This window comes from Burkholderia sp. Ac-20384, assembly GCF_017104605.1.
GTDB classification, from domain to species: domain Bacteria; phylum Pseudomonadota; class Gammaproteobacteria; order Burkholderiales; family Burkholderiaceae; genus Burkholderia; species Burkholderia lata.
On the sequence record NZ_JAAGPE010000034.1, the window covers coordinates 1 to 23,317 of the forward strand.

Consider the following 23,317-nt stretch of genomic DNA (forward strand, 5'->3'; position numbering starts at 1 on the left):
GGCGTCGCCGCCGCGCGGCCGCGTTGCGGGACGGCTTACCAGCGGTGGCGCGCACCCCATTCACGCCGGCCCCACCAGCGGCGGCCGTCCCAGTACCGGTCACCATGCCAGCCGAGTGCGATGCCGACCGTGGGCACCATCACGGGCGCGGCCACGACGGGCGGTGCGTAAACCACCGGGGGCGGCGGCGCGACGTACACGGGCGCCGGCGCGACATAGACAGGCGCGGGCGCTGCTATGCCGAAACCGATCGAAACGCCGGCCATCGCCGGTTGCACGGAAAGGCATGCGACCAGCACGCCCGAGCCGGCCAGGGCCCATTGTTTCGCGTTCATCGTTGCACCTCATTGCAGGGGGAACGCCTTCAATCTAGTGGAAGCCCTGATGAATGGGAATTACAGGGGCGTAACGCTCGATTTCGAAAAATAGCGGGGCCGGGGGCGTGGCGGTCGAAGGCGGTTTTTGCGCTGGCCGCGTGATTGCCGGGCGGCAGTGTCTCCACCGGCGCGATGCGTTCAAACCCTTGATTGAAAAGGATTCCGCGGCCACGCCTGCACGCGCCGCGGAATCGCCCGGCCGATGCCGGGCATGCGCGACATCCGGCTGTCAGCCGACTGTCGGTAATACGCGGAGATCAATTTTCGGTCGAGGCCGTCGTGACCGGCGCAAGGATCGTCACGATCCCTGTATGGGTGCAATCTGCGGCGGCGCTCCGCACCCTTGGATCAGCGGGTCGATACCCGACGCGATACTCCCGGTGATCGAGCGCCGCCGTCACGCTTGCCGCGACAAGGACGCGCTATCGATCGGCAAGCACCTTCGACTGCCCGGGCATCGCTTCGCCCAGCTTTTCCAGCAGGAAATCGGCGAACACCGTGACAGCGGGCGCCAACGGCGGGCGGCTCGTATAGACGAGTTGCAGCCCGAGGTCGCTGCTCGACCGTCGGTAGGAAGGCAGCACGCGCACCAGCTTGCCCTGCTCGATGCCCGGTTCCGCGAGCAACTGCGGCAGCAGCGCAACCCCGAGCCCGGCGATGCAGGCCTGTACCACCACGCGCATGTCGTTGACCGAGAAGCGGCTGTCGATCGAGATTTCCTGGGTGCCGCGCGGCCCTTGCAGGCGCCACATGGCGCGGCCCTGGCGGCCGGACACCGTCAGGCAGTCGTGATCGGCGAGCTCGCGCGGCGTGCGCGGCGCCCCGCGCCGTTCGAGATACGCGGGGCTCGCGGCGAGAATCATCGTGCCCGGTGCGATCCGGCGCACGCGGAAGCTGCCGCCGGTCTCGATCCCCATGCGCAAGGCCAGGTCGATGCGCTCGCCGATCAGGTCGGACGGCGTGTCGTCGAGCAGGAAGTCGATGCTGATCTGTGGGTAGCGCGCATAGAACTCCGCCAGCCATTCCAGCCGGAAAATTTCGAACAGGCCGGCCATGGCCGTCACGCGCACCGTGCCGGACGGCTCCTGCCCGTCCGCATGCAGCCGCCCGATCTCGAAGATCCGGTCGAGCGCCGGCGCATAGCGCTCGAACAGCGCCTGCCCCTCCGTGCTCGGCGCGAGCTTGCGGGTCGAGCGATGCAGCAGGCGCGTGCCGAGTTGCCCCTCGAGCTGGTCGATGCGCCGGCTCAGCGTATTGGCCGGCATGCGCAGGCGGCGTGCGGCCTCCGAGAAGCTGCCGGCACGGACGACCTGGACGAACAGCGCAAGGTCATTCAGATCGAGCATCGGATTCCTCCAAAAATGGATTAATCAAATCCTATTTATCCGTCTAGTGTAAAGCAGCTTCCATCGCCATACTGCTCTCACGCTACAGACGAACCTTTACGTTCCAGGGAGAAAGAGTTGAAGAAACATTGGATGATTGCCGTAGGCGCACTGGCAGCATCGCTGTCGTTCTCGGCGTTTGCGGACAGCGCAACGTACCAGTTCGACCCGAGCCACACGTACCCGAGCTTCGAGGCCGACCATATGGGCGGCCTGTCGGTCTGGCGCGGCAAGTTCGACAAGTCGAGCGGCTCCGTGACGCTCGACCGCGCGGCGAAGACGGGCACCGTCGACGTGACGACCGACATCGCGTCGATCCACACCGGCAGCGCGAAGCTCGACGAGCATCTGCAGACGGCCGAATTCTTCGACGTTGCCAAGTTCCCGCAGGCGAACTACAAGGGCGCGATCAAGTTCGACGGCGACAAGCCGGTGTCGGTGGTCGGCAACCTGACGCTGCATGGCGTCACGAAGCCGGTCACGCTGAAGATCGATTCGTTCAAGTGCATGCCGCACCCGATGCTCAAGCGTGAAGTGTGCGGTGTCGACGCCGTCGGCGAATTCGACCGCAGCGATTTCGGCCTCGACTACGGCAAGCAGTACGGCTTCAAGATGAAGACCAAGCTGCTGATCACGGCCGAAGCGCTCAAACAGTAATCCCGTTCGGAGAACACACGCATGAAACTGCTCCATATCGATTCCAGCATCCTCGGCCAGGGCTCCGTCAGCCGCGAACTGTCGGCGGAAGTCGTCGCGACGTTCCGTGCCCGCGATCCGGGCCTCTCGGTCACGCGCCTCGATCTCGCCGCCACGCCGATCGGCCATCTGACGGCCGACCACCTGGCCGCCGCGCAAGGCGCCCCGATTTCCGACGCGCTGCAGGCGGACGTCGCGATCGGCCAGCGCGCGCTCGACGAGTTTCTCGCGGCGGACATCGTGGTGATCGGCGCGCCGATGTACAACTTCGGCATCGCCTCGCAACTGAAGGCGTGGATCGACCGCATTTCGGTGGCCGGCACGACGTTCCGTTACGGCGAGAACGGGCCGGTCGGGTTGTGCGGCGGCAAGAAGCTGGTCGTCGCATCGTCGCGCGGCGGCGTGTACAGCGAAGGGTCGCCTGCCGCGGCCTTCGATCATCAGGAAACCTATCTGAAAGCGGCGTTCGGCTTCCTGGGCATCACGGACATCACGTTCATCCGTGCGGAAGGCGTGGCGATGGGGCCCGACCTGCGCAGCGGCGCCATCGCGTCGGCGAAGGAAGCGGCGGCCGCGCTTGCGGCCTGATGCCGCGCGACCGAGCTGACCACCGGAGAATCACCATGTCACACGCCACGCAGCCCGCCGACGTCGCCGGCCGTCACGTCATCTTCCGCACGCGCGGCCGCGGACACGGGCCGATCGTGCGGATGGTGAGCCCATCTGACGTCGGCGAGATGATCAAGCCGTTCGTTTTTCTCGATCTGGTCGACACGCAGGCGTCGCTCGGGTCGGGCTTCGGCTGGCATCCGCATTCGGGGATCGCCACGCTCACGCTCGTGATCGACGGCCGGGGCACCTACGCCGAATCCACCGGCCACGAAGGCACGACCGTGGCGGGCGACATCGAATGGATGAGCGCCGGGCGCGGCGTGTGGCATACCGGCACCGTCGTGCCGCCGGTCAAGGTGTTCCAACTGTGGGTCGCGTTGCCGCCGGAGCGCGAGCTGGCGCCGGCCTTCAGCCAGCATCTGTCGATCGCCGACATCCCGTCGGACGGCCCGGCACGCGTGCTGCTCGGCCGCAGCGGCGACGCGGTCAGCCCGATCGATGCGCCGGCGGGCATCCACTACGTCGTCGTGCAGCTCAAGGCCGGCGAGCGCTGGACCTGCCGGCCGCAGCCGGGCTGCAGCGTCGGCTGGACCGCCGTGATGGACGGCAGCCTGCGCGTGCCGGATCCGGTCGGGCAGGGGGAGCTGGTGGTGTTCGACTCGTCCGACGCGGCGATCGAATTCGAGGCGGTGACCGACGCGCGCTTCGTGGTCGGCACGGCCGTCCCGCATCCGCACGACCTGCATCTGGGCAACTACTCGGTGCACACGAGTGCAGCCGCGCTGGTGGAAGGCGAGCGCGAAATCGTGCGCATCGGCCAAGAACTGCGCGCGAAGGGCGCGTTGCGCTGATTCACCCGCGCGGCATCCGGTCCGTATGGAACCGGGCGCCCGACGGATTCAGGCCGGCCCGGCGGTGTCCGCTTCGGCGTCGAACGACGTCGCGGCGCCGCGCGCATGTTTCAGCGAGCCGGCCAGTTTCCCGATCGCGTCCAGGTCGAGTGCATCGAGATGTTCGCGCACGTCCTGCACGAAGGCCGCGTAATCCGGCTCGTCCGCATACTGGCCGAGCCATTCCTCGATATCGGTCAGCTGCCCGTTGTCGGCCAGCAGGATCAGTTGGTCGAGTGCCTCGTCGGGCGGGCACTGCATTGCGGGCGCGGGGCGCTCCGGCTCGACATCGCTGTCCGGTTGAAACCGCCGGACGAGTTCCGACACCGGCACGAGCGCGTGCCCGACGGCCGGCGCGACGATCGCGAACGAGAATGCCGTGCCGACACCCGGCTGGCTGGCCACGGCCAGCTCGCCCCCCATCGCGCCGACGATGCGCTGCGCGATGAACAGGCCGAGCCCGGTACCGCCGTTCACGGCCTGCACCTGCTGGTACGCGCGGAAGATGTCGCGGTTTCCGCTGATGTCGATCCCGATGCCCGTATCGGCCACTTCGAACCGCACGCGCCACGTGTCGCCTTCGCGCGCGGCATGAATCGACAGCGTGACCGTGCCGTCGTGCGTGAACTTCGACGCATTGGACAGCAGGTTGAGCAGCACCTGCTGCAGCCGCATGCCGTCGATCGACACCGTGCGCGGCAGCGGCGTGGCCGGCCGGTACACGAACCGGTTGTCCTGCTGCGCGCACAGCGCGACCGCATAGTGGCCGATGTCGTCGAGCAGGCCGGGCAGGTCGGTGGCATCCGGCGACACGCCGAGCGGCTGCAGTTCGGCCTTCGTGAACGCGAGCAGTTCATCGATCAGCGTGAGCTGGTAGCGGATGCTGCGGTCGATCGACCGGATCAGCCGCGCCTGGCCGTGTGTCGCGCCTTGCAGCAACAGCTTCGCGTAGCCGTTGATCGTGGACAGCGGCGCGCGCAGGTCGTGGCTGACGTAGCCGAGCGTCTCGATCTTCTGCTGCATGTGGGTCGTCACCTGTTGCAGCGCGTCGTTGAGCGCGAGCGTGCGTCGTGCGACTTCGTCGCGCAGGCGATCCTGTTCGGTGAGTTGCCAGTGTTCGAGCCGCTTCCTCGCCTCGGTGCGCTGGCGCCCGACGTGGTGGATCCATGCGGCCAGCACCAGCAGGTGCGTGGCGAGGCCGATGACCGCGATGACGGGGTTCGGGAAGATGTCGGATTTCAGCCAGTTGAGCGCGGGCGGCAGCGTGTTCATGCCGTCGAGCACGCGGATCAGCATGTTGAAGGTGGCGATCGCGATGGCAATCAGCATCACGCGGCCGGTCGGCGTTCGGCGGATCGCGAGCATCAGCGCGAGGCTGATGTTGACGATCCCGACCAGCGCGTTCAGCCGCAGGCAGAACCACGTGAACGTCAGCAAGTCGCCGCACGCGGCGCCGGCCAGGCCGACGGCTTCGAGCGCGAGGAATGCCATGTAGATCGCGCGCATCGGCAGCTTCGTCTGCTCGCGCCGGGCGACCATCAGGATGAACACGATGAAGCTGGAGACCGCCAGGTACGCGAAGATGACTTCGCCGCGCGCCGACCATTCACGTAGCGCAGGCGGCAAGGCCATCGCCAGATAGCCGCGGTAGGCCGCTTCGAACAGCGTCGTGGTCAGCGCCAGCGCGGCCAGCACGTGAAACACGCCGCTGCGCGAAAAGAACCCGATCAGCAGCGCGCACCACATGAGCGCGAGCAGCCCGCCGAAGAAGCCGAAGTCCCACATCGTCGCGCGCCGTTCCAGCGCATCCCACGCCGCATGCGTGAACGCGGCCGGCGCGAGCCGCATTTCCTTGCGCGACGTGACGCGGATCAGCACGGGGAGGCTTTCGCCCGCGCGCAGCGTGACGTCGAGCGCCGGGTAGCGCGACGGCGGCCCGGCGGCATCACCGCCGGCGCCGGTGGCCGGGAAGCGGCTGTCGAGTGTCCACCGGCCGTTCTGGCCGAGATAGAAATCCACCTGGTCGACGCGCGCGTCGCGAATCGCGAGCACCAGCGGGCGCGCGGCGCTGTCGCGGTTGGTCAGCGTGGCGCGAATCCACCACGCCGATCGCGAGAACTCGACGTTGAACGACGACGTGCCGGCCACCGGCGTGCCGTGCACCGGATCGGCGAGCCGTGCGGCGACCTGATCGGCGGACATCGTCGTGCTCGCGTCCTCGAATACCGATACGGCGTCCAGTTGCGCGGGGTTCGGCGCCGACGCGGCGCGCGCCGTCGCGCAGGTGACGGCCATCGCGAGCAGAAGCAGCAGCATCGCGCGACATCCGGCTGCCCATGCCGCGTGGCGCCTACACATCGTGGTGGTGCTCCCCGGGCGTGGCGGGCGGGGCATTGACCGCATGGCGCTGGCGGCGCCAGTCGGACGGCGTGATGCCGAAGCGTTCGCGGAAGGCGGTGGCGAAGTTGCCGGGCGTGGAAAAGCCGATTTCCTCGGCGATGTCGCCGATTCCCATCGACGTCTCTGCGAGGAAGTGCATCGCGGCGCGCAGGCGCGTGTCGCGCAGATATTCGAACACGGTCTGGCCGAGATGGTCGCGGAACACGCGGGACAGGCGCTTTTCGTGCGTGCCGACCTGTCGGGCGAGTTCCTCGAGCGCCGGCGGATGGCGCAGGTCGCGGAGCAGGACTTCGGACGCCGCGCGCACGAGGGCCGCATCGGGGTTGTCGGGCAACTCGGGCAAATGCGCGAACGGCTGGCTGCGCCGTGCCCGTTTCAGGTGATTGCGGATCCGGGCCAGCACTTCGGTCGGCTCGAACGGCTTGATGATGTAGTCGATCGCGCCGGTTTCGAGCCCGGCGATGCGATCCTCGAGATCGCCCGCGGCCGTCAGGATGATGACCGGGATCGATTGCGTCGACGGCGTCGACGCCAGCAGGCGGCACGCGGCGAAGCCGTCCATGCGCGGCATGCGGACATCCATCAGGATCAGGTCGGGCGCGATCGCCTGGGCACGGTGATAGGCCTGCAGCCCGTCGAACGCGACGCTGATCCGGCACCGTGCGGCGCGCAGGATTTCGGTCAGGAGCCGCAAGTCGTTCGGGCGATCGTCGACGACAAGAATATGTGCGTCAGCAAGATCAGGCGTGGGACGAGGCGACGCCGAACTGGACGAGCGGGATGACATGGTGGCGGATGCGGTGGAAGGGTGGCCGGTCAGGATGAGGCATCGCTGTCTGCGCGATTGTTGCGAAAAATTATATGCCGACGACAGCTCATATTGTGAGGATTCCGTGCGTCCCGTGGGGGCTTGTGCGACAAGGCGTTGCGGGTCGGTCGCCACGGCGTTCCGTCAAACGAAACGGAAGCGGAAAAACGTGCCGAATTGATTTTTAATGATCGGTCTTTATTTCCGGGTTAATTTGGAAAAATTAGAATTACAGCAGGTGAAGAATCAATTTGGCGGGCGCCTTCAAGTTGATGTGTTCCATGTAAAGAATATGAATGGGGTGCGGCTTGCCTGATTAATTTTTTTCTAATGTCTGGCTGGAAACGTGATAGCCATCAAATCGCACTTTGCTCTGAAATGTATTAATGTAAATGCCGTCCGCTCCGGAAAAGGATTTTTCCGCTCTGGAAAAGGTTCGTTTCGACGGATGCCCCCACACTAGCCCCGGCGCGGCTGGAATCGGTTCTTTGAAACGGTCGGGATCGCGCGAATCGCATGCCGAGGTTCTATCCCGATGCATCCGATACCAATGAGACATTGATTGATGCGCGATCCCATGATATGGGATCGCGGCGGCCAGCGAATAACGGGCACGAGGGTAATGCAATTTTCATCATTCGCCAAATACGTTGCTATATAAGAGAAGTCGGTGAGTGGTGGAATGCGGTGGGTGTGAGGCGCCGGTCGAGACGAAATCTTCAAGGAAATTCGCTCGATTAATTCGGTGCAGGGGTCGTCCGGCAAGTCGTCGATGCTGTTCCGGGAATCCGGAAAATGCGTTTGAATGCCGGACGGAAAGGGTGAGTGGCTGCGCGTGGGCCGTCCGAGGGTTCGATCCATCGGGGGACGGTCGCGCGCGGCGCGCTTTCGAATCAGGCGGGCACGAAAAAGATGAATACAGCTGGCATGACAGGCCAACGCACCGGTTCGCACGAGCCGGCGGCGCATGCTTCAGTCCCGGGGATCGCATGGCGTCATCCTCCTCCTGAATGAAACAGGGCGGGCCGCCCTCGGGTGCGGGCCGGCATCCGCCTATCCGGCGTCTGAATGACGCTTTCCCATGAGATTCGAGGTCGTCGCGGGTTTGGCGCGATGGCGCACGTGCGTGCGGATGAGCGGCGCGTTGCGCATCGTGCCGCCGGGCTCGCCACGTCGGCTTCCATGATTCGATAACCGGCGATCGTCGCCTTGCATCGTGTCGACGGACACGGGCGGCGTGCGGTCGCGTGATCGCGATGTCCATCGCGCGTGTCGTGCAGCGTTACTCAGTTGTTTAGTTAGTGATCCAAAGTGAATAGCGGGGCATCGCGAGGTGGACGGGAATACGCAGAGCGTGTTCTCGCCGGCCGTCGTGTTTGCCGTTGCGTCATCCAGCACATGAGAACCGAGGGAAGACAAGATGAACAAGTCGTTCAAGTCGATCTGGAACGAAGCATTGGGGGCCTGGGTTGCGGCTTCGGAGCTTGACCGTGCGCGCGGAAAGCGCGTTGCGTCGTCATGTGGCACGCCGGAGCGTGCCCTGGACGGAGGCGCCGCAGCGCGCGCGGGCACGCGTCCGGCGCCGTCGCTCAGGCGGCTCACCGTGCTGATGGCGTCTGCGTATCTCGCGCTGTTCCATGCCGGCGCGCACGCGCAGTACAACCCGGATGGCGGCACGGCCACCGGCGGCATCTCGTCGATCGCGATCGGTGTCGGCTCAAGTGCCGCGCAGACGAATTCCACCGCGTTGGGCAACCTGGCGACTGCGCAGGGCGTGTCGGCCACGGCGCTCGGCCCGGGCGCGCATGCGATGGGTGATGCGTCGACGGCTGTCGGCATCAACGCGCAGGCGACCGGCGTCAACAGCGCGTCGATGGGCGTGCAGGCGATCGGGTCGGGCGATTACTCGGTTGCCATCGGCAACCTCGCCAGTGCGACGCAAAGCGGGGCGACGGCGATGGGCAGCGGCGCGGCGGCGACCGGCGTGTCGGCCATCGGGCTCGGCAACAATGCGCTGGCGTCCGGCCAGTATTCGGCCGCGCTCGGGCTCGGGGCGAGCGCGGTCGGCGCGCAAAGCGTCGCGCTCGGCTATGCGACGCACGCGACCGATACGGGCAACGTCGCGATCGGCAACCAGGCGACGAGTACGGGCGCGTCAGGTGTCGCCGTGGGGAGCGGCACATTGGTGACCGGGAGTTCCAGCATCGCGATGGGGATCAACAGCGGTGCGAAAGGCGTGACGTCGATCGCGATCGGCTGGGGCGGGACGGCGGGCGTGCCGGGGTCGGGCACGCAGTCGCTCGGCACCAGTTCGATCGCGTTGGGCTCCGCCACGACGGCCGGCGCCGATACCGCGATGGCATTCGGCCTGAACGCCAACGCGTCGGGCGTCAGTTCGATCGCGATGGGCGTGCAGTCGAGCGCGACGCAGCAGTTTGCGACCGCGCTCGGTAATCTCGCGCTTGCGAGCGGCGTATCGGCGAGTGCACTGGGGTCGGGCGCGACGGCGTCGGCGACGAACGCGACGGCTGTCGGTATCAACAGCGTGGCGGCGGCGGGGTCGACCGTGGCGATCGGCGACAGCAACTCTGTCGCGGCCGCGGCGGGCGCAGGCTCGATTGCCGGGGGCAACAACTCGAAGGTGCTGGGCGGCCTCGGTGCCGTCGCGCTCGGTCTGGGACAGACGGTCAGCGGCAACGGTGCGGTGGCGATCGGCGATCCGAGCACCGCGATCGGCACCGGCGCGGTCACGGCCGGGTCGAACAACACGGCGAACGGCGACGGCGCGGTCGCCATCGGCAATTCGAACATCGCTCAGGGCACCGGCTCGCTCGCGCTCGGCAACACGTCGACGGCCGCGGCGGCCGGTGCGGTGGCGTTCGGCGCGTCGGCCGTCGCGAACAATGCGGGCGATGTCGCGCTCGGTTCGGGTTCGACGACGGCCGCGCCGAATCCGACCGCAAGCGCGACGATCGGCGGCGTGACGTACACGTTCAAGGGCACGAATCCGACCAGTGTCGTCAGCGTCGGTGCGGCAGGCACCGAGCGTCAGATCACCAATGTCGCGGCCGGGCGCATCAGTTCGGCGAGCACGGATGCGATCAACGGGTCGCAGCTCGATGCGACGAATCAGGCGGTGAATTCGCTGTCGACTTCGACGGCGTCGAGTGTCAGTTCGTTGTCGACGGGGGTGTCGTCGTTGTCGACCGGGTTGTCGTCGGCCAATAGTGCGATCACGTCGCTTTCGACGTCGGCTTCGACGGGGATCAGTTCGCTTTCGACGGGGTTGAGTTCGACCAACAGCGCGGTGACGTCGTTGTCGACTTCGACGTCGACGGGGCTATCGTCGGCCAACAGTGCGATCACGTCGCTTTCGACGTCGGCTTCGACGGGCATCAGCTCGCTGTCGACCGGCCTGAGCTCGACCAATAGCTCGGTGACGTCATTGTCGACGTCCACGTCGACGGGCCTGTCGTCGGCCAATAGCGCGATCACGTCGCTTTCGACATCGGCTTCGACGGGTATCAGCTCGCTGTCGACAGGGTTGAGTTCGACCAACAGCGCAGTGACGTCATTGTCGACGTCCACGTCGACGGGCCTGTCGTCGGCCAATAGCGCGATCACGTCGCTTTCGACATCGGCTTCGACGGGCATCAGCTCGCTGTCGACCGGCCTGAGCTCGACCAATAGCTCGGTGACGTCATTGTCGACGTCTACGTCGACGGGACTGTCGTCGGCCAACAGTGCGATCACGTCGCTTTCGACGTCGGCTTCGACGGGCATTAGCTCACTGTCGACGGGTTTGAGCTCGACCAACAGCTCGGTGACGTCGCTGTCCACGTCGACCTCGACGGGTATCAGCTCGCTGTCAACCGGCCTGAGTTCGACCAACAGCGCAGTGACGTCATTGTCGACGTCCACATCAACCGGCCTGTCGTCGGCCAACAGTTCGATCGCATCGCTGTCCACCTCGACCTCGACGGGCATCACCTCGTTGTCGACGGGGCTGAGTTCGACCAACAGCGCTGTTAACTCATTGTCGACGTCTACGTCGACCGGTCTGTCGTCGACCAATAGCACGATCACGTCACTGTCCACGTCGGCTTCGACCGGCTTGAGTTCGACCAATAGCTCGGTGGCGTCGTTGTCGACTTCGACGTCGACCGGCATCAGTTCGCTGTCCACGGGGCTGAGTTCGACCAACAGCGCGGTCACGTCGCTGTCGACGTCGACCTCGACGGCTGTCGGCTCGTTGTCCACGGGGCTGAGTTCGACCAACAGCGCGGTCACGTCGTTGTCGACGTCGACCTCGACGGCTGTCGGCTCGTTGTCCACGGGGCTGAGTTCGACCAACAGCGCGGTCACGTCGCTGTCGACGTCCACGTCAACGGCCGTCGGCTCGTTGTCCACCGGCCTGAGTTCGACCAACAGCGCAGTTACGTCGCTGTCAACGTCCACGTCGACGGTCGTCGGCTCGTTGTCCACCGGCCTGAGTTCGACCAACAGTTCGGTCACGTCGCTGTCGACGTCGACCTCGACGGCTGTCGGCTCGTTGTCCACCGGCCTGAGTTCGACCAACAGTTCGGTCACGTCGCTGTCGACCTCGACCTCGACGGCTGTCGGCTCGTTGTCCACGGGCCTGAGTTCGATCAACAGCTCGGTCACATCGTTGTCGACGTCGACGTCGACCAGCATCAACTCGCTGTCCACCGGCCTGAGCACGACGAACAGCAACGTCACGTCGCTGTCGACCGCGACGTCGACGAGCATCGGTTCACTGTCGACCGGGCTCAGTTCGACCACAAGCTCGATCGCGTCGCTGTCGACGTCGACCTCGACGACCGTCGGCTCGCTGTCCACCGGCCTGTCGAGCACGAACAGCAACCTGACGTCGCTGTCCACCGCGACGTCGACGGGTATCGGCTCGCTGTCGACCGGCCTCAGCTCGATCGCCAACAACAACACGAACCTCGGCAACAGCACGGCGGGCGCGATCGGTGGCGGGGCCACCTACGATCCGACGACCGGGAAGATTTCCGCGCCGTCGTACGTGACGTACAACAGCGACGGTTCGACGACGATCAACAACAACGTCGGCTCGGCGATCGACAACATCAACGCGCACGGCATCAAGTATTTCCACGCGAACTCGACCGCACCGGACAGCCAGGCGCTCGGCGTCGACAGCGTCGCGATCGGCCCGAATGCGATCTCGAAGGTGGACGGCAGCATCGCGCTCGGTTCGGGTTCGGTATCCGACCGTGCGACGACGCCGGCGTCGGGCATCATCCGCAACGGCACCGCATCGATCCCGTTCAACACGACGGACCAGACGCTGCTCGGCGCGGTGTCGGTCGGCGACGCGACCAGCAAGACGTATCGCCAGATCACCAACGTCGCGGACGGTACCGGCCAGCAGGACGCAGTCACCGTGCGGCAGCTCACGGGCGCGTTGCAGTCGTTCGCGGTCACGGGCCAGAAGTATTTCCACGCGAATTCGACGGCGGCGGACTCGCTCTCCGTCGGCGCGGAATCGGTCGCGGTGGGGCCGACGACCGTCGTCAACGGCGACAACGGCGTGGGCATCGGCAACGGTGCGATCGTCGACCAGACCGCCCCGGGTGGCGTCGCGATCGGGCAGGCGGCGAGTGTCGCGCAGGCCGACGCGATCGCGCTCGGCAGCGGCGCGACGGCGTTGGGCGCGCAGTCGGTTGCACAGGGCGCCAATGCGAAGGCGGTCAGCGTGGGCAGCGTTGCACTGGGTTCCGGCGCGCTCGGCAACGCGACCGATGCGCTCGCGCTCGGCGCCGGTGCGTCCGCGACGTTCGCGAACAGCGTGGCGTTGGGCGCCGGTTCGTTGACGACGGTCGGCGCGCTGACGAACTACGTGGCGTACGGCCTGAGCAGCCCGCAATCGTCGGCCGGCGAAGTGAACATCGGCAACCGGCAGATCACGGGCCTCGCGGCCGGCAAGAACGGCACGGACGCGGTGAACGTATCGCAGCTCGATTCGGTCGCGAACCAGCTGACGACGCTGATCGACCAGCGCACGACCAACCTCGGCGGGCAGTACACGACGAACCCGAACGGCACGAACGTGCCGCCGGGGTCGACCGGCCCGAATTCGTCGGCGGGTGGGTCGGGCGCGGTGGCATCGGGCTCGAACAGCACGGCGGTCGGCAACAATTCGCTCGCATCGGGCAACGGCTCTACCGCCATCGGCGTGGGCTCGACGGCGTCGGGCAACAATTCGGCCGCGATCGGCACGGGCAGCAACGACGGCGGGCGGTCGAACGTCGTCGCGGTCGGCTCGACGGAGTCGGCGCGCCAGGTCGTCAACGTCGCGGCCGGCACGCAGGGCACGGATGCGGTGAACGTGAACCAGCTGAATGCCGTGTCGAACCAGTTCACGCAGTCGCTGAACACGGTCAACAACCAGCTCACGCAGATGCAGCAGCAGATCCAGCAGACCGATTCGATGGCGCGTGAGGGGATTGCGGCAACCGCCGCGATGGCGTCGATCCCGCACATGGACCGCGACTCGAACTTTGCGATGGGGGTCGGCACGGCGACGTTCCAGGGGCAGAAGGCCATGGCGGTCGGCGTGCAGGCGCGCGTCACGGAGAACCTGAAGGCGACGCTGAACGGCGGCTTTGCCGGCAGCCAGCGCGTCGTCGGCGCGGGCATGTTGTATCAGTGGAAGTGATCGTGCGCCGCGGTTCGTTCCGGCATGCACTGCCGGGGCGGACCGCGCCGAACGCAAACGCACGCGGACGCGGCTGCACCATTGCGCCGCACGTGCTGTGCCCAACGCATTTTCGGAGTAATCAAGTGAAAAACATCCATCTTGCCCTGCTGGCGTCGGTTGTTTCCCTCGCGGCCTGTTCGAGCGCATCGGGACCGACGTACAACGCATACGAGCTTCAGCCGCGCGACGGCATCCGGACCTTCCGCGTCGACTGCCACGGCATCCTGTCGAGCGCCAATACCTGCATGAAGGTCGCGACGCGCATGTGCGGCAATGAGGCCGTGCGTACGGTCGATTCCACGACGCCCTACCGCGACGGCGCCGATCCGCACTCGATCGTGTTTCAGTGCGGTGCGGCGCCCGCGCCGGTCGCCGCGGCGGCTGCGCCTGCGCCCGCCGCGGTCGAGAAAGTGAGCCTGACCGGCGATGCGTACTTCGCGACCGACTCCGCCGTGCTGACGTCCGCCGCCACCGCCGCGCTCGACACGCTGCTGAACCAGCAAGGCGACAAGCATTTCTCGCGCGTGGAAGTGGACGGTTATACCGACGCGACCGGCTCGGACGCGCACAACCAGGTGCTGTCGAAGCGCCGCGCCGATGCAGTCGCGGGGTATCTGCGCGAACACGGGCTGAAGGCGGAATCCTTCGCGGCGACGGGGCATGGAGAAACCAATCCGGCCGCATCGAACGAGACTGCCGAAGGGCGGGCGCGCAATCGCCGGGTGGAGATCTCGCTGCAGAAGTAAGACGTCGCCACCGGGTTGCCGCAGGCGCGGCCGTCGCAACCGGACGGCTCGCTTGCGGCCGCGGCGTTTCGCCCGCCCCGTACGACTCCGGTGCAAATTTCAGTTCACGTTTCGCGCGCGATGCGCGGAAGCCCGAAGGTGTGAATGGTGGCCGTGGGCTGCTCCCCAAACATCCTTGCACCGGCGGATCGCAACGGTACAAACGATGAAGTAAAATTGTTCTATCTCAATAAAATATGAATTTTACTCATCCATCATGCTTGATCGTATTCATTTGTCCATCGTGCAAGAGGTGGAAAAGCAAGGTTCGCTGACCGCAGCCGCGGGTGTCCTGCACGTGACGCAGTCGGCGTTGAGTCACAGCATGAAGAAGCTGGAACAGCAGCTCGGCACCGACATCTGGCTGCGCGAAGGCCGCAGCCTGCGCCTGACGCAGGCCGGCCAATACTTGCTGGCGGTGGCCAACCGGGTGCTGCCACAGCTGAATCTGGCCGAAGAACGCTTGCAGCAGTTCGCCCAGGGTGAGCGAGGCACCCTGCGCATCGGCATGGAATGTCACCCGTGTTACCAGTGGCTGTTGAAAGTCGTGTCGCCTTACCTGGCCGCGTGGCCGGATGTGGACGTAGACGTCAAACAGAAATTCCAGTTTGGCGGCATCGGCGCGCTGTTCGGTTACGAGATCGACCTGCTGGTCACCCCCGATCCGCTGGACAAGCCGGGCCTCGTATTCGAACCGGTGTTCGACTACGAGCAAGTCCTGGTCGTTGCCGGCAATCACAAGCTGGCCAAGGAGGAATACGTCCAGCCCAAGCAGTTGAGCAACGAGGTGCTGGTGACCTACCCGGTGCCGGTCGACCGTCTGGATATCTACAGCATGTTCCTCACGCCAGCCGGAATCGCACCCAAACGGCATAAGGCCATCGAGACCACCGACATCATGCTGCAGATGGTCGCCAGCGGTCGCGGCGTGGCTGCGCTGCCACGCTGGCTGGTGCTGGAGTACGCGGACAAGATGGATGTGGTGCCAGTACGGCTGGGTGAGAACGGCATTGCGAAACACATCTATCTGGGTGCTCGCGAGGCGGACGTGGGGACTGATTACCTGCGTGCATTCATCGAGCAAGCGAAGGGGCGTGGCGCGGCTTGATTCGTCCTGGCAACGCGATCCATGAGTGCTGCTCATGGGAACATGAAAATATATCCATTTTCATTTGTCGCGGTCGGAGGCCACAATTCGCGGCTGCCCAGTTCGACGGACGCGGGTGTTATTTCAAGGGTTCTCTCATGGCATCCACGATCGAACGCAAGCCGTTGGCGTTACCCGGCGGGCACAAGAAAGTGCTGCTGCATTCCTGCTGCGCGCCTTGCTCGGGCGAAGTGATGGAAGCCATGCAGGCGTCCGGCATCGACTTCACGATCTTCTTCTACAACCCGAATATCCATCCGCTGAAGGAATACGAGCTGCGCAAGCAGGAAAACATCCGGTTTGCAGAGCAATTCGGTATTCCATTCATCGATGCCGACTACGACCGCGACAACTGGTTCGAGCGTGCCAAGGGCATGGAAAACGAACCGGAGCGCGGCATTCGCTGCACCATGTGCTTCGACATGCGTTTCGAACGCACGGCGTTGTATGCGCATGAACACGGTTTTCCTGTGATCACCAGTTCACTGGGCATCTCGCGGTGGAAGAACATGCAGCAGATCAACGATTGCGGTGTGCGCGCGGCGTCGCATTATCCCGACATGCTGTATTGGGAATACAACTGGCGCAAAGGCGGCGGCTCGGCGCGCATGATCGAGATCAGCAAGCGAGAGAACTTCTACCAGCAGGAATATTGCGGCTGCGTCTATTCGCTGCGCGACACCAATCGGCATCGCGTTGAAAGCGGCAGGGAACGCATTCAGCTGGGCGTGAAATTCTACGGCGACGACGACTCCGCAATCGAATCCTGAGCGCGTCGTCCGTACCCGGACGAGTGAGCAGGGCGGTTTGAAAGCGTCGTCCCTTGGCAAGCCCCTGGTCGTGCCGCGTACCGTGTACCGTCCGACGCCTGTCACGGAGCGCCGTGGCGCAGGCCTCGATGCTCCGCTGGAGCATCCGAAGCGACGCGAAACTGACCTGCGCCACTTATCTGCGGCGATTCAGCACGGGATCGAACCGGCTTTCGGCCATTCCATTCGCCGTTCCTGGTCCACGCCGTGAGGGGCGTCTCTTCCACGCGCGCCTCATTTCATGGTTCGCCGTCAGATTCAATCCGAAGCAAACGAACCCTCCTGTCGCGCAGGCATTCGCCAGGCACGCTCCATGACTTCGCCATCAGGCTTTCTGCCTGGCTGATCGCCGGAGCGGTCAAACCCTGCAAGCCAGGCCTCTGAGGCGGATGCGCCTGGACTCGAGCGCGTTGAGGCATGAAGGGACGTATGACCGCGCAGCTGCCTTGGGCAGGCCATGAAGCGGTGAATCGAGGGGCTGGCCTGCGGGCAAGCCAGCCGGCACGCTACATCATGAACGTGGCTAATGGGTCGATGAGATTAATTCACTTTTTTTCATCGATGGCTCCGCATAGAATTTGTCTTCAATGCCGATATCGCAAAGATTTCTGAGCAAAGATCAGAAAATAAAATCGGAAAGCATCGAATAACCAAGGGATGAATCCAGTCTTCATCTCGGAAATCAGGGCGTCAGATCAAAATGAGTAAAGATTTTACTTTTGCCATCAAGCGCATTTGCTTCGATGAAGACTATCGTCCGTCAGACAGTACGCGTATCACGACCAACTTTGCCAACCTGGCCAGAGGGACGAGTCGTCAAGAGAACTTGCGCAACACATTCAGGATGATCGACAACCGTTTCAATGCCCTGGCGCATTGGGACAACCCTGAAGGTAATCGTTATGCCGTCAAGCTTGAAATCATTTCCGTTGAAATGAGCATTGATGGCGAAAGCGGCGATAACCCCCTCCCTTTGATCGAAATATTGAAAACGAATATTGTCGATCAAAAAACCGGTGAGCACATCGAGGGCATTGCGGGGAATAATTTTTCCTCCTATGTACGGGACTATGATTTTAGCGTTCTGCTGCTGGAGCACAACAAGAACCAGTCCGAATTCAGCAAGCCGGATAATTTTGGGGATCTGCACGGGAAGCTGTTCAAGTGCTTCGTGAATTCAAGCGCCTACAAGGCCAATTTCAACAAGCAACCCGTTATCTGCCTGAGCGTCTCCAGCAGCAAGACCTATCACCGGACCGCAAATCAGCACCCGGTATTGGGCATCGAATACCAGCAGGACGAATACTCGCTGACTGACGAGTACTTCCAGAAGATGGGGTTGAAGGTACGCTACTTCATGCCGCCGAACAGTGTTGCGCCTTTGGCTTTTTATTTTTCGGGCGATTTGCTTGGCGATTACAGCGATCTCGAGCTGATCGGCACCATCAGCACGATGGATACGTTCCAGAAGATTTACCGGCCAGAAATTTACAACGCGAATTCCGCAGCAGGGAAGTCCTATCAGCCAAGCTTGAAGCACCAGGATTTTTCGCTTACTCGGATTGTTTACGATCGGGAAGAACGCAGCCGGCTGGCAATCGAGCAGGGAAAGTTTGTCGAAGAGCACTTCATCAAACCGTACCACGCTGTTCTTGAGCAGTGGTCCGCTAACTACGCTCTTTGATTCATCAAAAACACAAGGTCATCTATTGTGAAGAAATTGCTACCGACTTCTACTGCTGGCAGCTTGCCCAAACCCTCCTGGCTCGCACAGCCCGAGACACTGTGGTCACCCTGGAAATTGCAGGATGAGGGGTTGGTCGAGGGCAAGCAGGATGCGTTGCGTTTGTCATTGCAAGAGCAACAACATGCAGGCATCGACATCGTCAGCGACGGTGAGCAAACGCGCCAGCATTTTGTGACGACGTTTATCGAGCATCTCGACGGCGTCGATTTTGCGAACCGCAAGACCGTTCGAATCCGTGATCGCTATGATGCAAGCGTGCCGACGGTCGTTGGTGACGTTGCCCGACAAAAGCCGGTGTTTGTTGAAGATGCCAAATTCTTGCGCCAGCAAACCAAGCAACCCATCAAATGGGCGCTGCCTGGCCCGATGACGATGATCGATACGCTTTATGACGATCATTACAAGAGTCGCGAAAAGCTGGCTTGGGAGTTCGCCAAGATCCTGAACCAGGAAGCCAAGGAACTGGAGGCCGCCGGCGTCGATATCATTCAGTTTGACGAGCCCGCCTTCAACGTCTTCTTTGACGAAGTGAATGAATGGGGCGTTGCGACCCTGGAGCGGGCCATTGAAGGTCTCAAGTGTGAGACCGCCGTGCATATTTGCTATGGCTACGGCATCAAGGCCAATACGGATTGGAAAAAGACGCTGGGGTCGGAGTGGCGGCAGTACGAAGAAGCCTTCCCCAAGCTGCAAAAATCCAGTATTGGGATGGTTTCGCTGGAATGCCACAACTCGCATGTTCCAATGGAACTGATCGAGCTCATTCGAGGCAAGAAGGTGATGGTCGGGGCCATCGATGTCGCAACCGATACCGTTGAAACGCCCGAGGAAGTCGCCAACACGTTGCGAAAAGCCCTTCAGTTTGTCGATGCCGACAAGCTTTATCCTTGCACCAACTGCGGCATGGCCCCGTTGTCCCGTGCAATCGCACGAGGCAAGCTCGAAGCTTTGAGTGCAGGCGCAGAAATCGTCCGGCAAGAACTCTCGAGCTGATTCCGAGCTAACGCGGGAAGTGATGCTCGGGAGGATTGAGGGCGGTGCAGGTTTCAGGGAGTGTCTCGCGGAGGCGCCCTGAATCTCTTCGAATACGCCTCGGTTGCCCGAGTATCCAGTTGAAGCAAGGATCCTTGCCGACTTCGATTGATCCGATAAGCGCAGGCAGGCCCGTACGTTGTTTCTGATCGAAACGGATCGGGCGGCGACGTGGACGGGTTTGCTTGCGCTGATCGAGCCGCACCCAGCATTCAGTATCTACCATGTCACTTTCCAGCACGGCCATCGAGCCATTGAGCTTTCGCGAAGCGCTCGGGCACTATGCATCCGGTATCACGGTGATTACATCGCACACGGATGGCGAGCCGATTGGCTTCACTTGCCAGTCGTTCTACAGCGTGTCGATGAGCCCGCCGCTGGTGTCATTCAGCGTCATGTCCAGTTCGGGCAGCTATCCAGGAATCCGTCAGGCAGGTCGGTTCGCAGTCAATATCCTGTCGGATGAGCAAGTCGCGATTTCCAACCAATTCGCGCGACGAGGCACGGACAAGTGGCACGGAGTCGAATGGCGCGAATCGCCACTGGGTAATCCGATCATCGCCGGCAGCCTTCACTGGGTCGATTGCGAAATTTACGCAGAACACGCCGCAGGTGATCACCTGATCGTGATTGGTGAAGTGAAGGCGTTGAACTTGCAAGAAGCGGCTGCTACGCAGCCATTGCTGTATTTCAAAGGACAGTATCGCAACATCGCCGAGCATGGCACGGTTTGAGCGTTGACTTCCATCGGGCTCTTTGACGCGTCAATCGACGGAGCGCGTGATTCTCTCCGTGCGTTCGTCTGGCGCCGGATCAAGCGCGGTACTGAATACCCCCGTCAAATGGTGAGCCTGGTGGCGATCACGCCTGGTATTCCGTCGATCTCGAGCAGAGCCACCCTTGCCAGACATTCGAAGGAATCCGGAGGACGTCGGTGGCTGGCCGCTGCTTGCCTGTCGAGCGCGCACATTTGATTCGACGCAAGCGCGCGGTAATTGCGCCTCCCGGGTTCGCAATGGCGAGTACACTGAAAATGCCCTAGAAACAGGAGAATGCGATGATCGACGCTGGCCCCCAAAGCACCTTCCGAGGGCTGCCGCTGACCGTGGAGCAGGACGCGGAAGTGAGGCACTACATCAAGGATCGGACTCGGCGTGGGTTGCCATGGGACACGTCGGAGTTGAGTGCGATGCTCAAGGACATGCTGCAACCCCCGGGCGACGGCGACGATGATGGCGATGGTGACGGCGATGCTACCACCGCGCCAGACGAAACCAGAGCGGCTGCCGAGCGCGCGACGGCTTCGATTGACGAAGCGATGGACCCGATCGAGGCGAATGAGGAGTGGAATGCGGCCATGGAGTCGGAGGGCATGAAAGGGCCCAGACGATAACAGCGGCGCAGCGACACCCCGGTTTCCGGTAGCGCCGCATACGATGCGTGCGCGCCGGATGCCAAGCGTTTCAGGAACGGCACGTTCCGCGTTGCGCATGCGCTGAGTCGTACTGGACACGGCACGACTGCCGACGCACACGGCGACCCCCTCGCGTGCATCCCAGCACGCAATCCGTCCGTTCGCAGGTTATTTCGGACGCAGCCAACCGTGGCCCCATGTTGCATGGCGCCAGCGGAACTGTGAGCCACATCTCCTCGCCAAGCGCCCGGCAGCGGGCGCCATGTCAGTGTTTGAGCATGCAGACGGCCACGATTTCGTATCCGGGGTCGGCATGCACGTGCGCCGTCTTTTCCGCTTCCTCATACGAATGAAACGACGTGGCATCTTCAACCGCCGGTGCCATGCCGATATCGCCATCCTCGGCGGTGCAAAGGAACTGCTCGCCGGTCTTCACGACGTAGACGGACAACATGATTCCCTCCATCGTTTGCAGGGGGGAATTCCAGTCTAGCAGGCCAGAAAAGGGGCGCAGGCGGTTTGCAGCGCCTTTACGTGCGGTCTTCGCGAGAGGCATCCCTGCCTCGATGTCCGTGCGTCCTGCCGGTCCACTGATCCGTCTTCGCGGGGGCTCGATCCGACGGGTAATCGGCTAGCACTTGCCGGACGCGAGCGATGGCCGTCAACCCGATTCGGCCGCCCGTGAAAGACCGGATTCACGACCTTCAGCCGGCCGGAATGGCTCGGCACGCGACAGGACCGAAAAGCCGTGCACAATACCCGCATGCAAAATCCAGACCTCGAACACCTCGTCACCGTCACCATGCCCTTTGGAAAGTACAAGGGCCGGCTCATTGCCGACCTGCCGGGGCCTTACCTCAATTGGCTGGCGCGCGAAGGGTTCCCGCGCGGCGAAATCGGCCGGCAGCTTGCGCTGATGCACGAGATCGATCACAACGGCCTGCGGGACTTGCTGGCGCCGTTGCGCAAACGCGGATAACGTCAATCGGGGGCGAATGCCACGGGCTCCCGCATCGACCGACCGTGATCGACGATCCCCCCTCTCTCCAGCCACACCTGCGAAGCGTGCTGAATACACGCATGCGAGCCCAGCGCTGGCCCGCGCGCACCTAGCGTGTCGCCGTTGCTGACCTAGAATATAAAACAGTCCCTTGAGGACGAGTTGATGGCAAGAAAAGGGGTGCCATTATGAGACGCCTTTATTTCCTCGTACCCGATACGCAGATGGCGAAGGCCATCGTCGACGATCTATTGCGCGCACGCATCATCTGGCGCCATATCCACGTTCTCGCCGACCACAGCGTCACACTCGATCAGTTGCCCGAAGCATCGTTGCTGCAAAGCAGCGATGTCGTGCATGCGCTCGAGCGCGGCGTCGCGCTCGGCGGCGCGGCCGGTGCGCTGATCGGCCTCGTCGCGCTGGTATTTCCGCCGGCGGAGCTCGTGATCGCGGGCGGCGCCGTCGTCGGGTTGACGTTGGCCGGAGCGGGTTTCGGGGCGTGGACCGCCGCGATGATCGGCATCGCGGAGCCGAACGCGCGACTCCAGCGATTTCGCGAGGCCATCCAGGAAGGCCAGATCCTGATCATGGCCGACGTGCCGGCATTGCGAGAGCAGGAAATCGAAGAGATGGTCGCCCAGCATTTTCCGAAAGCGGACCTGGAAGGCGCCGAACCTACGTCACCGATCTTCCCCTGACGCGCGACAGCAAGCCGGCCTGCCCGATCCCTGCGTTCATCGACGCGTGTCGTCGAGCGCTCGGCCGCGACCGCGAGCCGCGCGCGGAGCGGGTCGTTCGCACGTTGCACAGGCAACCCTGCTCGCCATTCCGAATCGCGCAAGAGACGCAGGCCCGACCCGCGTGACGCCTTCGGAACCGAAGCGCCGACATCGAACCGTCGGCAAGGAGGTCGTATGGAACTGCACATTCAATCTCACCATTGGGAGCGTCGTACGCCCGACTGGGTCGCCGCTGCCGTGGCCGGTCTCGCGGGCGGTGCGCTGGTGATCGCGCTGGAATTCGTCTGGTCGACCCTCGTGCTCGGCTCGAGCCCGTGGCAACCGACCCACAAGATCGCGGCGATGGTGATGGGCCGCAGCGCGCTCGGCCAGATGACGCAATTCAACCTCGAGATCGTGGCGATGGCGCTGCTGCTGCACTACGTGCTCGGCGCGATCATGGGGATGATGCTCGCCGCGATCATGGCGCCTTTCCGCCTCGATTCGAGCCTGGGCATGGAAGCCGCCATCGGGCTGGCGTTCGGGATCGTCGCGTATGGATGGAACTTCTACGTGATGACGGCCGTGTTCCCGTGGTTCGTCTCCGAGCGGGGTTCCGGGCCTTTGCTCGCCAACCTGTTGTTCGGCGTGGTGGCGGCCATCACCTACGGCAGGCTGGAGCGATTGCGCAAGCAGAACGCGGACGACTGACACATCGCGTTTCCCGCCGCGCGGAGCCTGACCACGC

At 63.6% G+C, this 23,317-nt stretch carries 19 protein-coding genes and 1 pseudogene; 15 read left to right on the forward strand and 5 right to left on the reverse strand.

Annotated elements, in window-relative coordinates; genetic code table 11:
- Positions 1 to 35: 35 nt before the first annotated feature.
- A complete protein-coding gene (locus G3O00_RS09255; RefSeq protein ID WP_174929358.1) occupies positions 36 to 266 on the reverse strand; it encodes a hypothetical protein in 231 nt (76 codons plus the stop codon).
- 533 nt (positions 267 to 799) lie between these two features.
- Positions 800 to 1,723: a LysR family transcriptional regulator gene (locus tag G3O00_RS09260; RefSeq protein ID WP_206142788.1), complete on the reverse strand. Its 924-nt coding sequence runs from the start codon at positions 1,721 to 1,723 to the stop codon at positions 800 to 802.
- A gap of 117 nt (positions 1,724 to 1,840) precedes the next feature.
- Here G3O00_RS09260 and G3O00_RS09265 point away from each other — a divergent pair, with 117 nt between their 5' ends.
- Genes G3O00_RS09265 through G3O00_RS09275 form a run of 3 tightly spaced genes read left to right on the forward strand, consistent with a single transcriptional unit; the run spans position 1,841 to position 3,921 of the window.
- Positions 1,841 to 2,419 carry a YceI family protein gene (locus G3O00_RS09265; RefSeq protein WP_206142789.1) on the forward strand — a complete coding sequence of 193 codons (579 nt, stop codon included), beginning with the start codon at positions 1,841 to 1,843 and terminating at the stop codon, positions 2,417 to 2,419.
- Between the two features lie 21 nt (positions 2,420 to 2,440).
- The gene (locus G3O00_RS09270; protein WP_206142790.1) at positions 2,441 to 3,046 is read left to right on the forward strand and encodes an FMN-dependent NADH-azoreductase; all 606 of its coding nucleotides are present in this window, start codon (positions 2,441 to 2,443) and stop codon (positions 3,044 to 3,046) included.
- 35 nt (positions 3,047 to 3,081) lie between these two features.
- Positions 3,082 to 3,921, forward strand: a complete 840-nt coding sequence (locus tag G3O00_RS09275) for a pirin family protein (RefSeq protein ID WP_206142791.1) — start codon at positions 3,082 to 3,084, stop codon at positions 3,919 to 3,921.
- Positions 3,922 to 3,969: 48 nt separating this feature from the next.
- Here G3O00_RS09275 and G3O00_RS09280 read toward each other — a convergent pair whose 3' ends face one another.
- Positions 3,970 to 6,318, reverse strand: coding sequence for an ATP-binding protein (locus G3O00_RS09280; protein ID WP_206142792.1), 2,349 nt, complete (start codon positions 6,316 to 6,318; stop codon positions 3,970 to 3,972).
- Positions 6,311 to 7,147, reverse strand: coding sequence for a response regulator (locus G3O00_RS09285; RefSeq protein WP_011350064.1), 837 nt, complete (start codon positions 7,145 to 7,147; stop codon positions 6,311 to 6,313). Before G3O00_RS09285 ends, G3O00_RS09280 begins: the two co-directional genes overlap by 8 nt.
- A gap of 1,441 nt (positions 7,148 to 8,588) precedes the next feature.
- On the opposite strand from G3O00_RS09285, the gene G3O00_RS09290 reads away from it, so the two are divergent.
- The 9 genes and pseudogenes from G3O00_RS09290 to G3O00_RS09325 all read left to right on the forward strand — a co-directional run bounded on the left by G3O00_RS09290 (position 8,589) and on the right by G3O00_RS09325 (position 20,829).
- Complete coding sequence (locus G3O00_RS09290) at positions 8,589 to 13,874, forward strand: YadA-like family protein (RefSeq protein ID WP_206142793.1); 5,286 nt, start codon at positions 8,589 to 8,591, stop codon at positions 13,872 to 13,874.
- A gap of 125 nt (positions 13,875 to 13,999) precedes the next feature.
- Positions 14,000 to 14,662, forward strand: coding sequence for an OmpA family protein (locus G3O00_RS09295; protein ID WP_206142794.1), 663 nt, complete (start codon positions 14,000 to 14,002; stop codon positions 14,660 to 14,662).
- Between the two features lie 256 nt (positions 14,663 to 14,918).
- A complete protein-coding gene (locus tag G3O00_RS09300; RefSeq protein ID WP_011350059.1) occupies positions 14,919 to 15,809 on the forward strand; it encodes a LysR substrate-binding domain-containing protein in 891 nt (296 codons plus the stop codon).
- Between the two features lie 137 nt (positions 15,810 to 15,946).
- Positions 15,947 to 16,618 (forward strand): epoxyqueuosine reductase QueH, encoded by a 672-nt coding sequence (locus G3O00_RS09305; protein ID WP_174933364.1) that lies wholly within the window; start codon positions 15,947 to 15,949, stop codon positions 16,616 to 16,618.
- Between the two features lie 739 nt (positions 16,619 to 17,357).
- Entirely contained in the window at positions 17,358 to 18,341 is a 984-nt protein-coding gene (locus G3O00_RS09310; protein WP_206142795.1) for a DUF1852 domain-containing protein, read from the forward strand.
- Between the two features lie 27 nt (positions 18,342 to 18,368).
- Positions 18,369 to 19,397 (forward strand): methionine synthase, encoded by a 1,029-nt coding sequence (locus tag G3O00_RS09315; protein ID WP_174938597.1) that lies wholly within the window; start codon positions 18,369 to 18,371, stop codon positions 19,395 to 19,397.
- Positions 19,398 to 19,527: 130 nt separating this feature from the next.
- Positions 19,528 to 19,641: pseudogene (locus G3O00_RS44110) on the forward strand (IS5/IS1182 family transposase); the annotation flags it as partial.
- Between the two features lie 19 nt (positions 19,642 to 19,660).
- The gene (locus G3O00_RS09320; RefSeq protein ID WP_206142796.1) at positions 19,661 to 20,170 is read left to right on the forward strand and encodes a flavin reductase family protein; all 510 of its coding nucleotides are present in this window, start codon (positions 19,661 to 19,663) and stop codon (positions 20,168 to 20,170) included.
- A 323-nt stretch (positions 20,171 to 20,493) separates the two neighbouring features.
- Positions 20,494 to 20,829 (forward strand): hypothetical protein, encoded by a 336-nt coding sequence (locus G3O00_RS09325; protein WP_174929189.1) that lies wholly within the window; start codon positions 20,494 to 20,496, stop codon positions 20,827 to 20,829.
- Between the two features lie 286 nt (positions 20,830 to 21,115).
- On the opposite strand, the gene G3O00_RS09330 is transcribed toward G3O00_RS09325, so the two are convergent.
- Positions 21,116 to 21,304 carry a hypothetical protein gene (locus G3O00_RS09330; protein WP_206142812.1) on the reverse strand — a complete coding sequence of 63 codons (189 nt, stop codon included), beginning with the start codon at positions 21,302 to 21,304 and terminating at the stop codon, positions 21,116 to 21,118.
- 309 nt (positions 21,305 to 21,613) lie between these two features.
- Between G3O00_RS09330 and G3O00_RS09335 the strand changes: the two genes are divergently transcribed.
- From G3O00_RS09335 to G3O00_RS09345, 3 genes are all read left to right on the forward strand, one after another.
- Positions 21,614 to 21,829: a DUF3820 family protein gene (locus G3O00_RS09335; RefSeq protein WP_011350052.1), complete on the forward strand. Its 216-nt coding sequence runs from the start codon at positions 21,614 to 21,616 to the stop codon at positions 21,827 to 21,829.
- A 209-nt stretch (positions 21,830 to 22,038) separates the two neighbouring features.
- Positions 22,039 to 22,548, forward strand: coding sequence for a hypothetical protein (locus G3O00_RS09340; RefSeq protein WP_011350051.1), 510 nt, complete (start codon positions 22,039 to 22,041; stop codon positions 22,546 to 22,548).
- A 216-nt stretch (positions 22,549 to 22,764) separates the two neighbouring features.
- Positions 22,765 to 23,280, forward strand: coding sequence for a hypothetical protein (locus tag G3O00_RS09345; protein WP_174929190.1), 516 nt, complete (start codon positions 22,765 to 22,767; stop codon positions 23,278 to 23,280).
- The last annotated feature ends 37 nt before the right edge of the window (positions 23,281 to 23,317 follow it).

What these genes read in the sequence shown, in the direction of transcription:
- G3O00_RS09340 (WP_011350051.1), top strand. Translation starts at nt 22,039, where the DNA reads ATGAGACGCCTTTATTTCCTCGTACCCGATACGCAGATGGCGAAGGCC.
- G3O00_RS09255 (WP_174929358.1), bottom strand. Translation starts at nt 266, where the DNA reads ATGGCCGGCGTTTCGATCGGTTTCGGCATAGCAGCGCCCGCGCCTGTC.
- G3O00_RS09330 (WP_206142812.1), bottom strand. Translation starts at nt 21,304, where the DNA reads ATGTTGTCCGTCTACGTCGTGAAGACCGGCGAGCAGTTCCTTTGCACC.
- G3O00_RS09345 (WP_174929190.1), top strand. Translation starts at nt 22,765, where the DNA reads ATGGAACTGCACATTCAATCTCACCATTGGGAGCGTCGTACGCCCGAC.
- G3O00_RS09305 (WP_174933364.1), top strand. Translation starts at nt 15,947, where the DNA reads ATGGCATCCACGATCGAACGCAAGCCGTTGGCGTTACCCGGCGGGCAC.
- G3O00_RS09335 (WP_011350052.1), top strand. Translation starts at nt 21,614, where the DNA reads ATGCAAAATCCAGACCTCGAACACCTCGTCACCGTCACCATGCCCTTT.
- G3O00_RS09285 (WP_011350064.1), bottom strand. Translation starts at nt 7,147, where the DNA reads ATGTCATCCCGCTCGTCCAGTTCGGCGTCGCCTCGTCCCACGCCTGAT.
- G3O00_RS09310 (WP_206142795.1), top strand. Translation starts at nt 17,358, where the DNA reads ATGAGTAAAGATTTTACTTTTGCCATCAAGCGCATTTGCTTCGATGAA.
- G3O00_RS09270 (WP_206142790.1), top strand. Translation starts at nt 2,441, where the DNA reads ATGAAACTGCTCCATATCGATTCCAGCATCCTCGGCCAGGGCTCCGTC.
- G3O00_RS09300 (WP_011350059.1), top strand. Translation starts at nt 14,919, where the DNA reads ATGCTTGATCGTATTCATTTGTCCATCGTGCAAGAGGTGGAAAAGCAA.
- G3O00_RS09290 (WP_206142793.1), top strand. Translation starts at nt 8,589, where the DNA reads ATGAACAAGTCGTTCAAGTCGATCTGGAACGAAGCATTGGGGGCCTGG.
- G3O00_RS09320 (WP_206142796.1), top strand. Translation starts at nt 19,661, where the DNA reads ATGTCACTTTCCAGCACGGCCATCGAGCCATTGAGCTTTCGCGAAGCG.
- G3O00_RS09325 (WP_174929189.1), top strand. Translation starts at nt 20,494, where the DNA reads ATGATCGACGCTGGCCCCCAAAGCACCTTCCGAGGGCTGCCGCTGACC.
- G3O00_RS09260 (WP_206142788.1), bottom strand. Translation starts at nt 1,723, where the DNA reads ATGCTCGATCTGAATGACCTTGCGCTGTTCGTCCAGGTCGTCCGTGCC.
- G3O00_RS09280 (WP_206142792.1), bottom strand. Translation starts at nt 6,318, where the DNA reads ATGTGTAGGCGCCACGCGGCATGGGCAGCCGGATGTCGCGCGATGCTG.
- G3O00_RS09275 (WP_206142791.1), top strand. Translation starts at nt 3,082, where the DNA reads ATGTCACACGCCACGCAGCCCGCCGACGTCGCCGGCCGTCACGTCATC.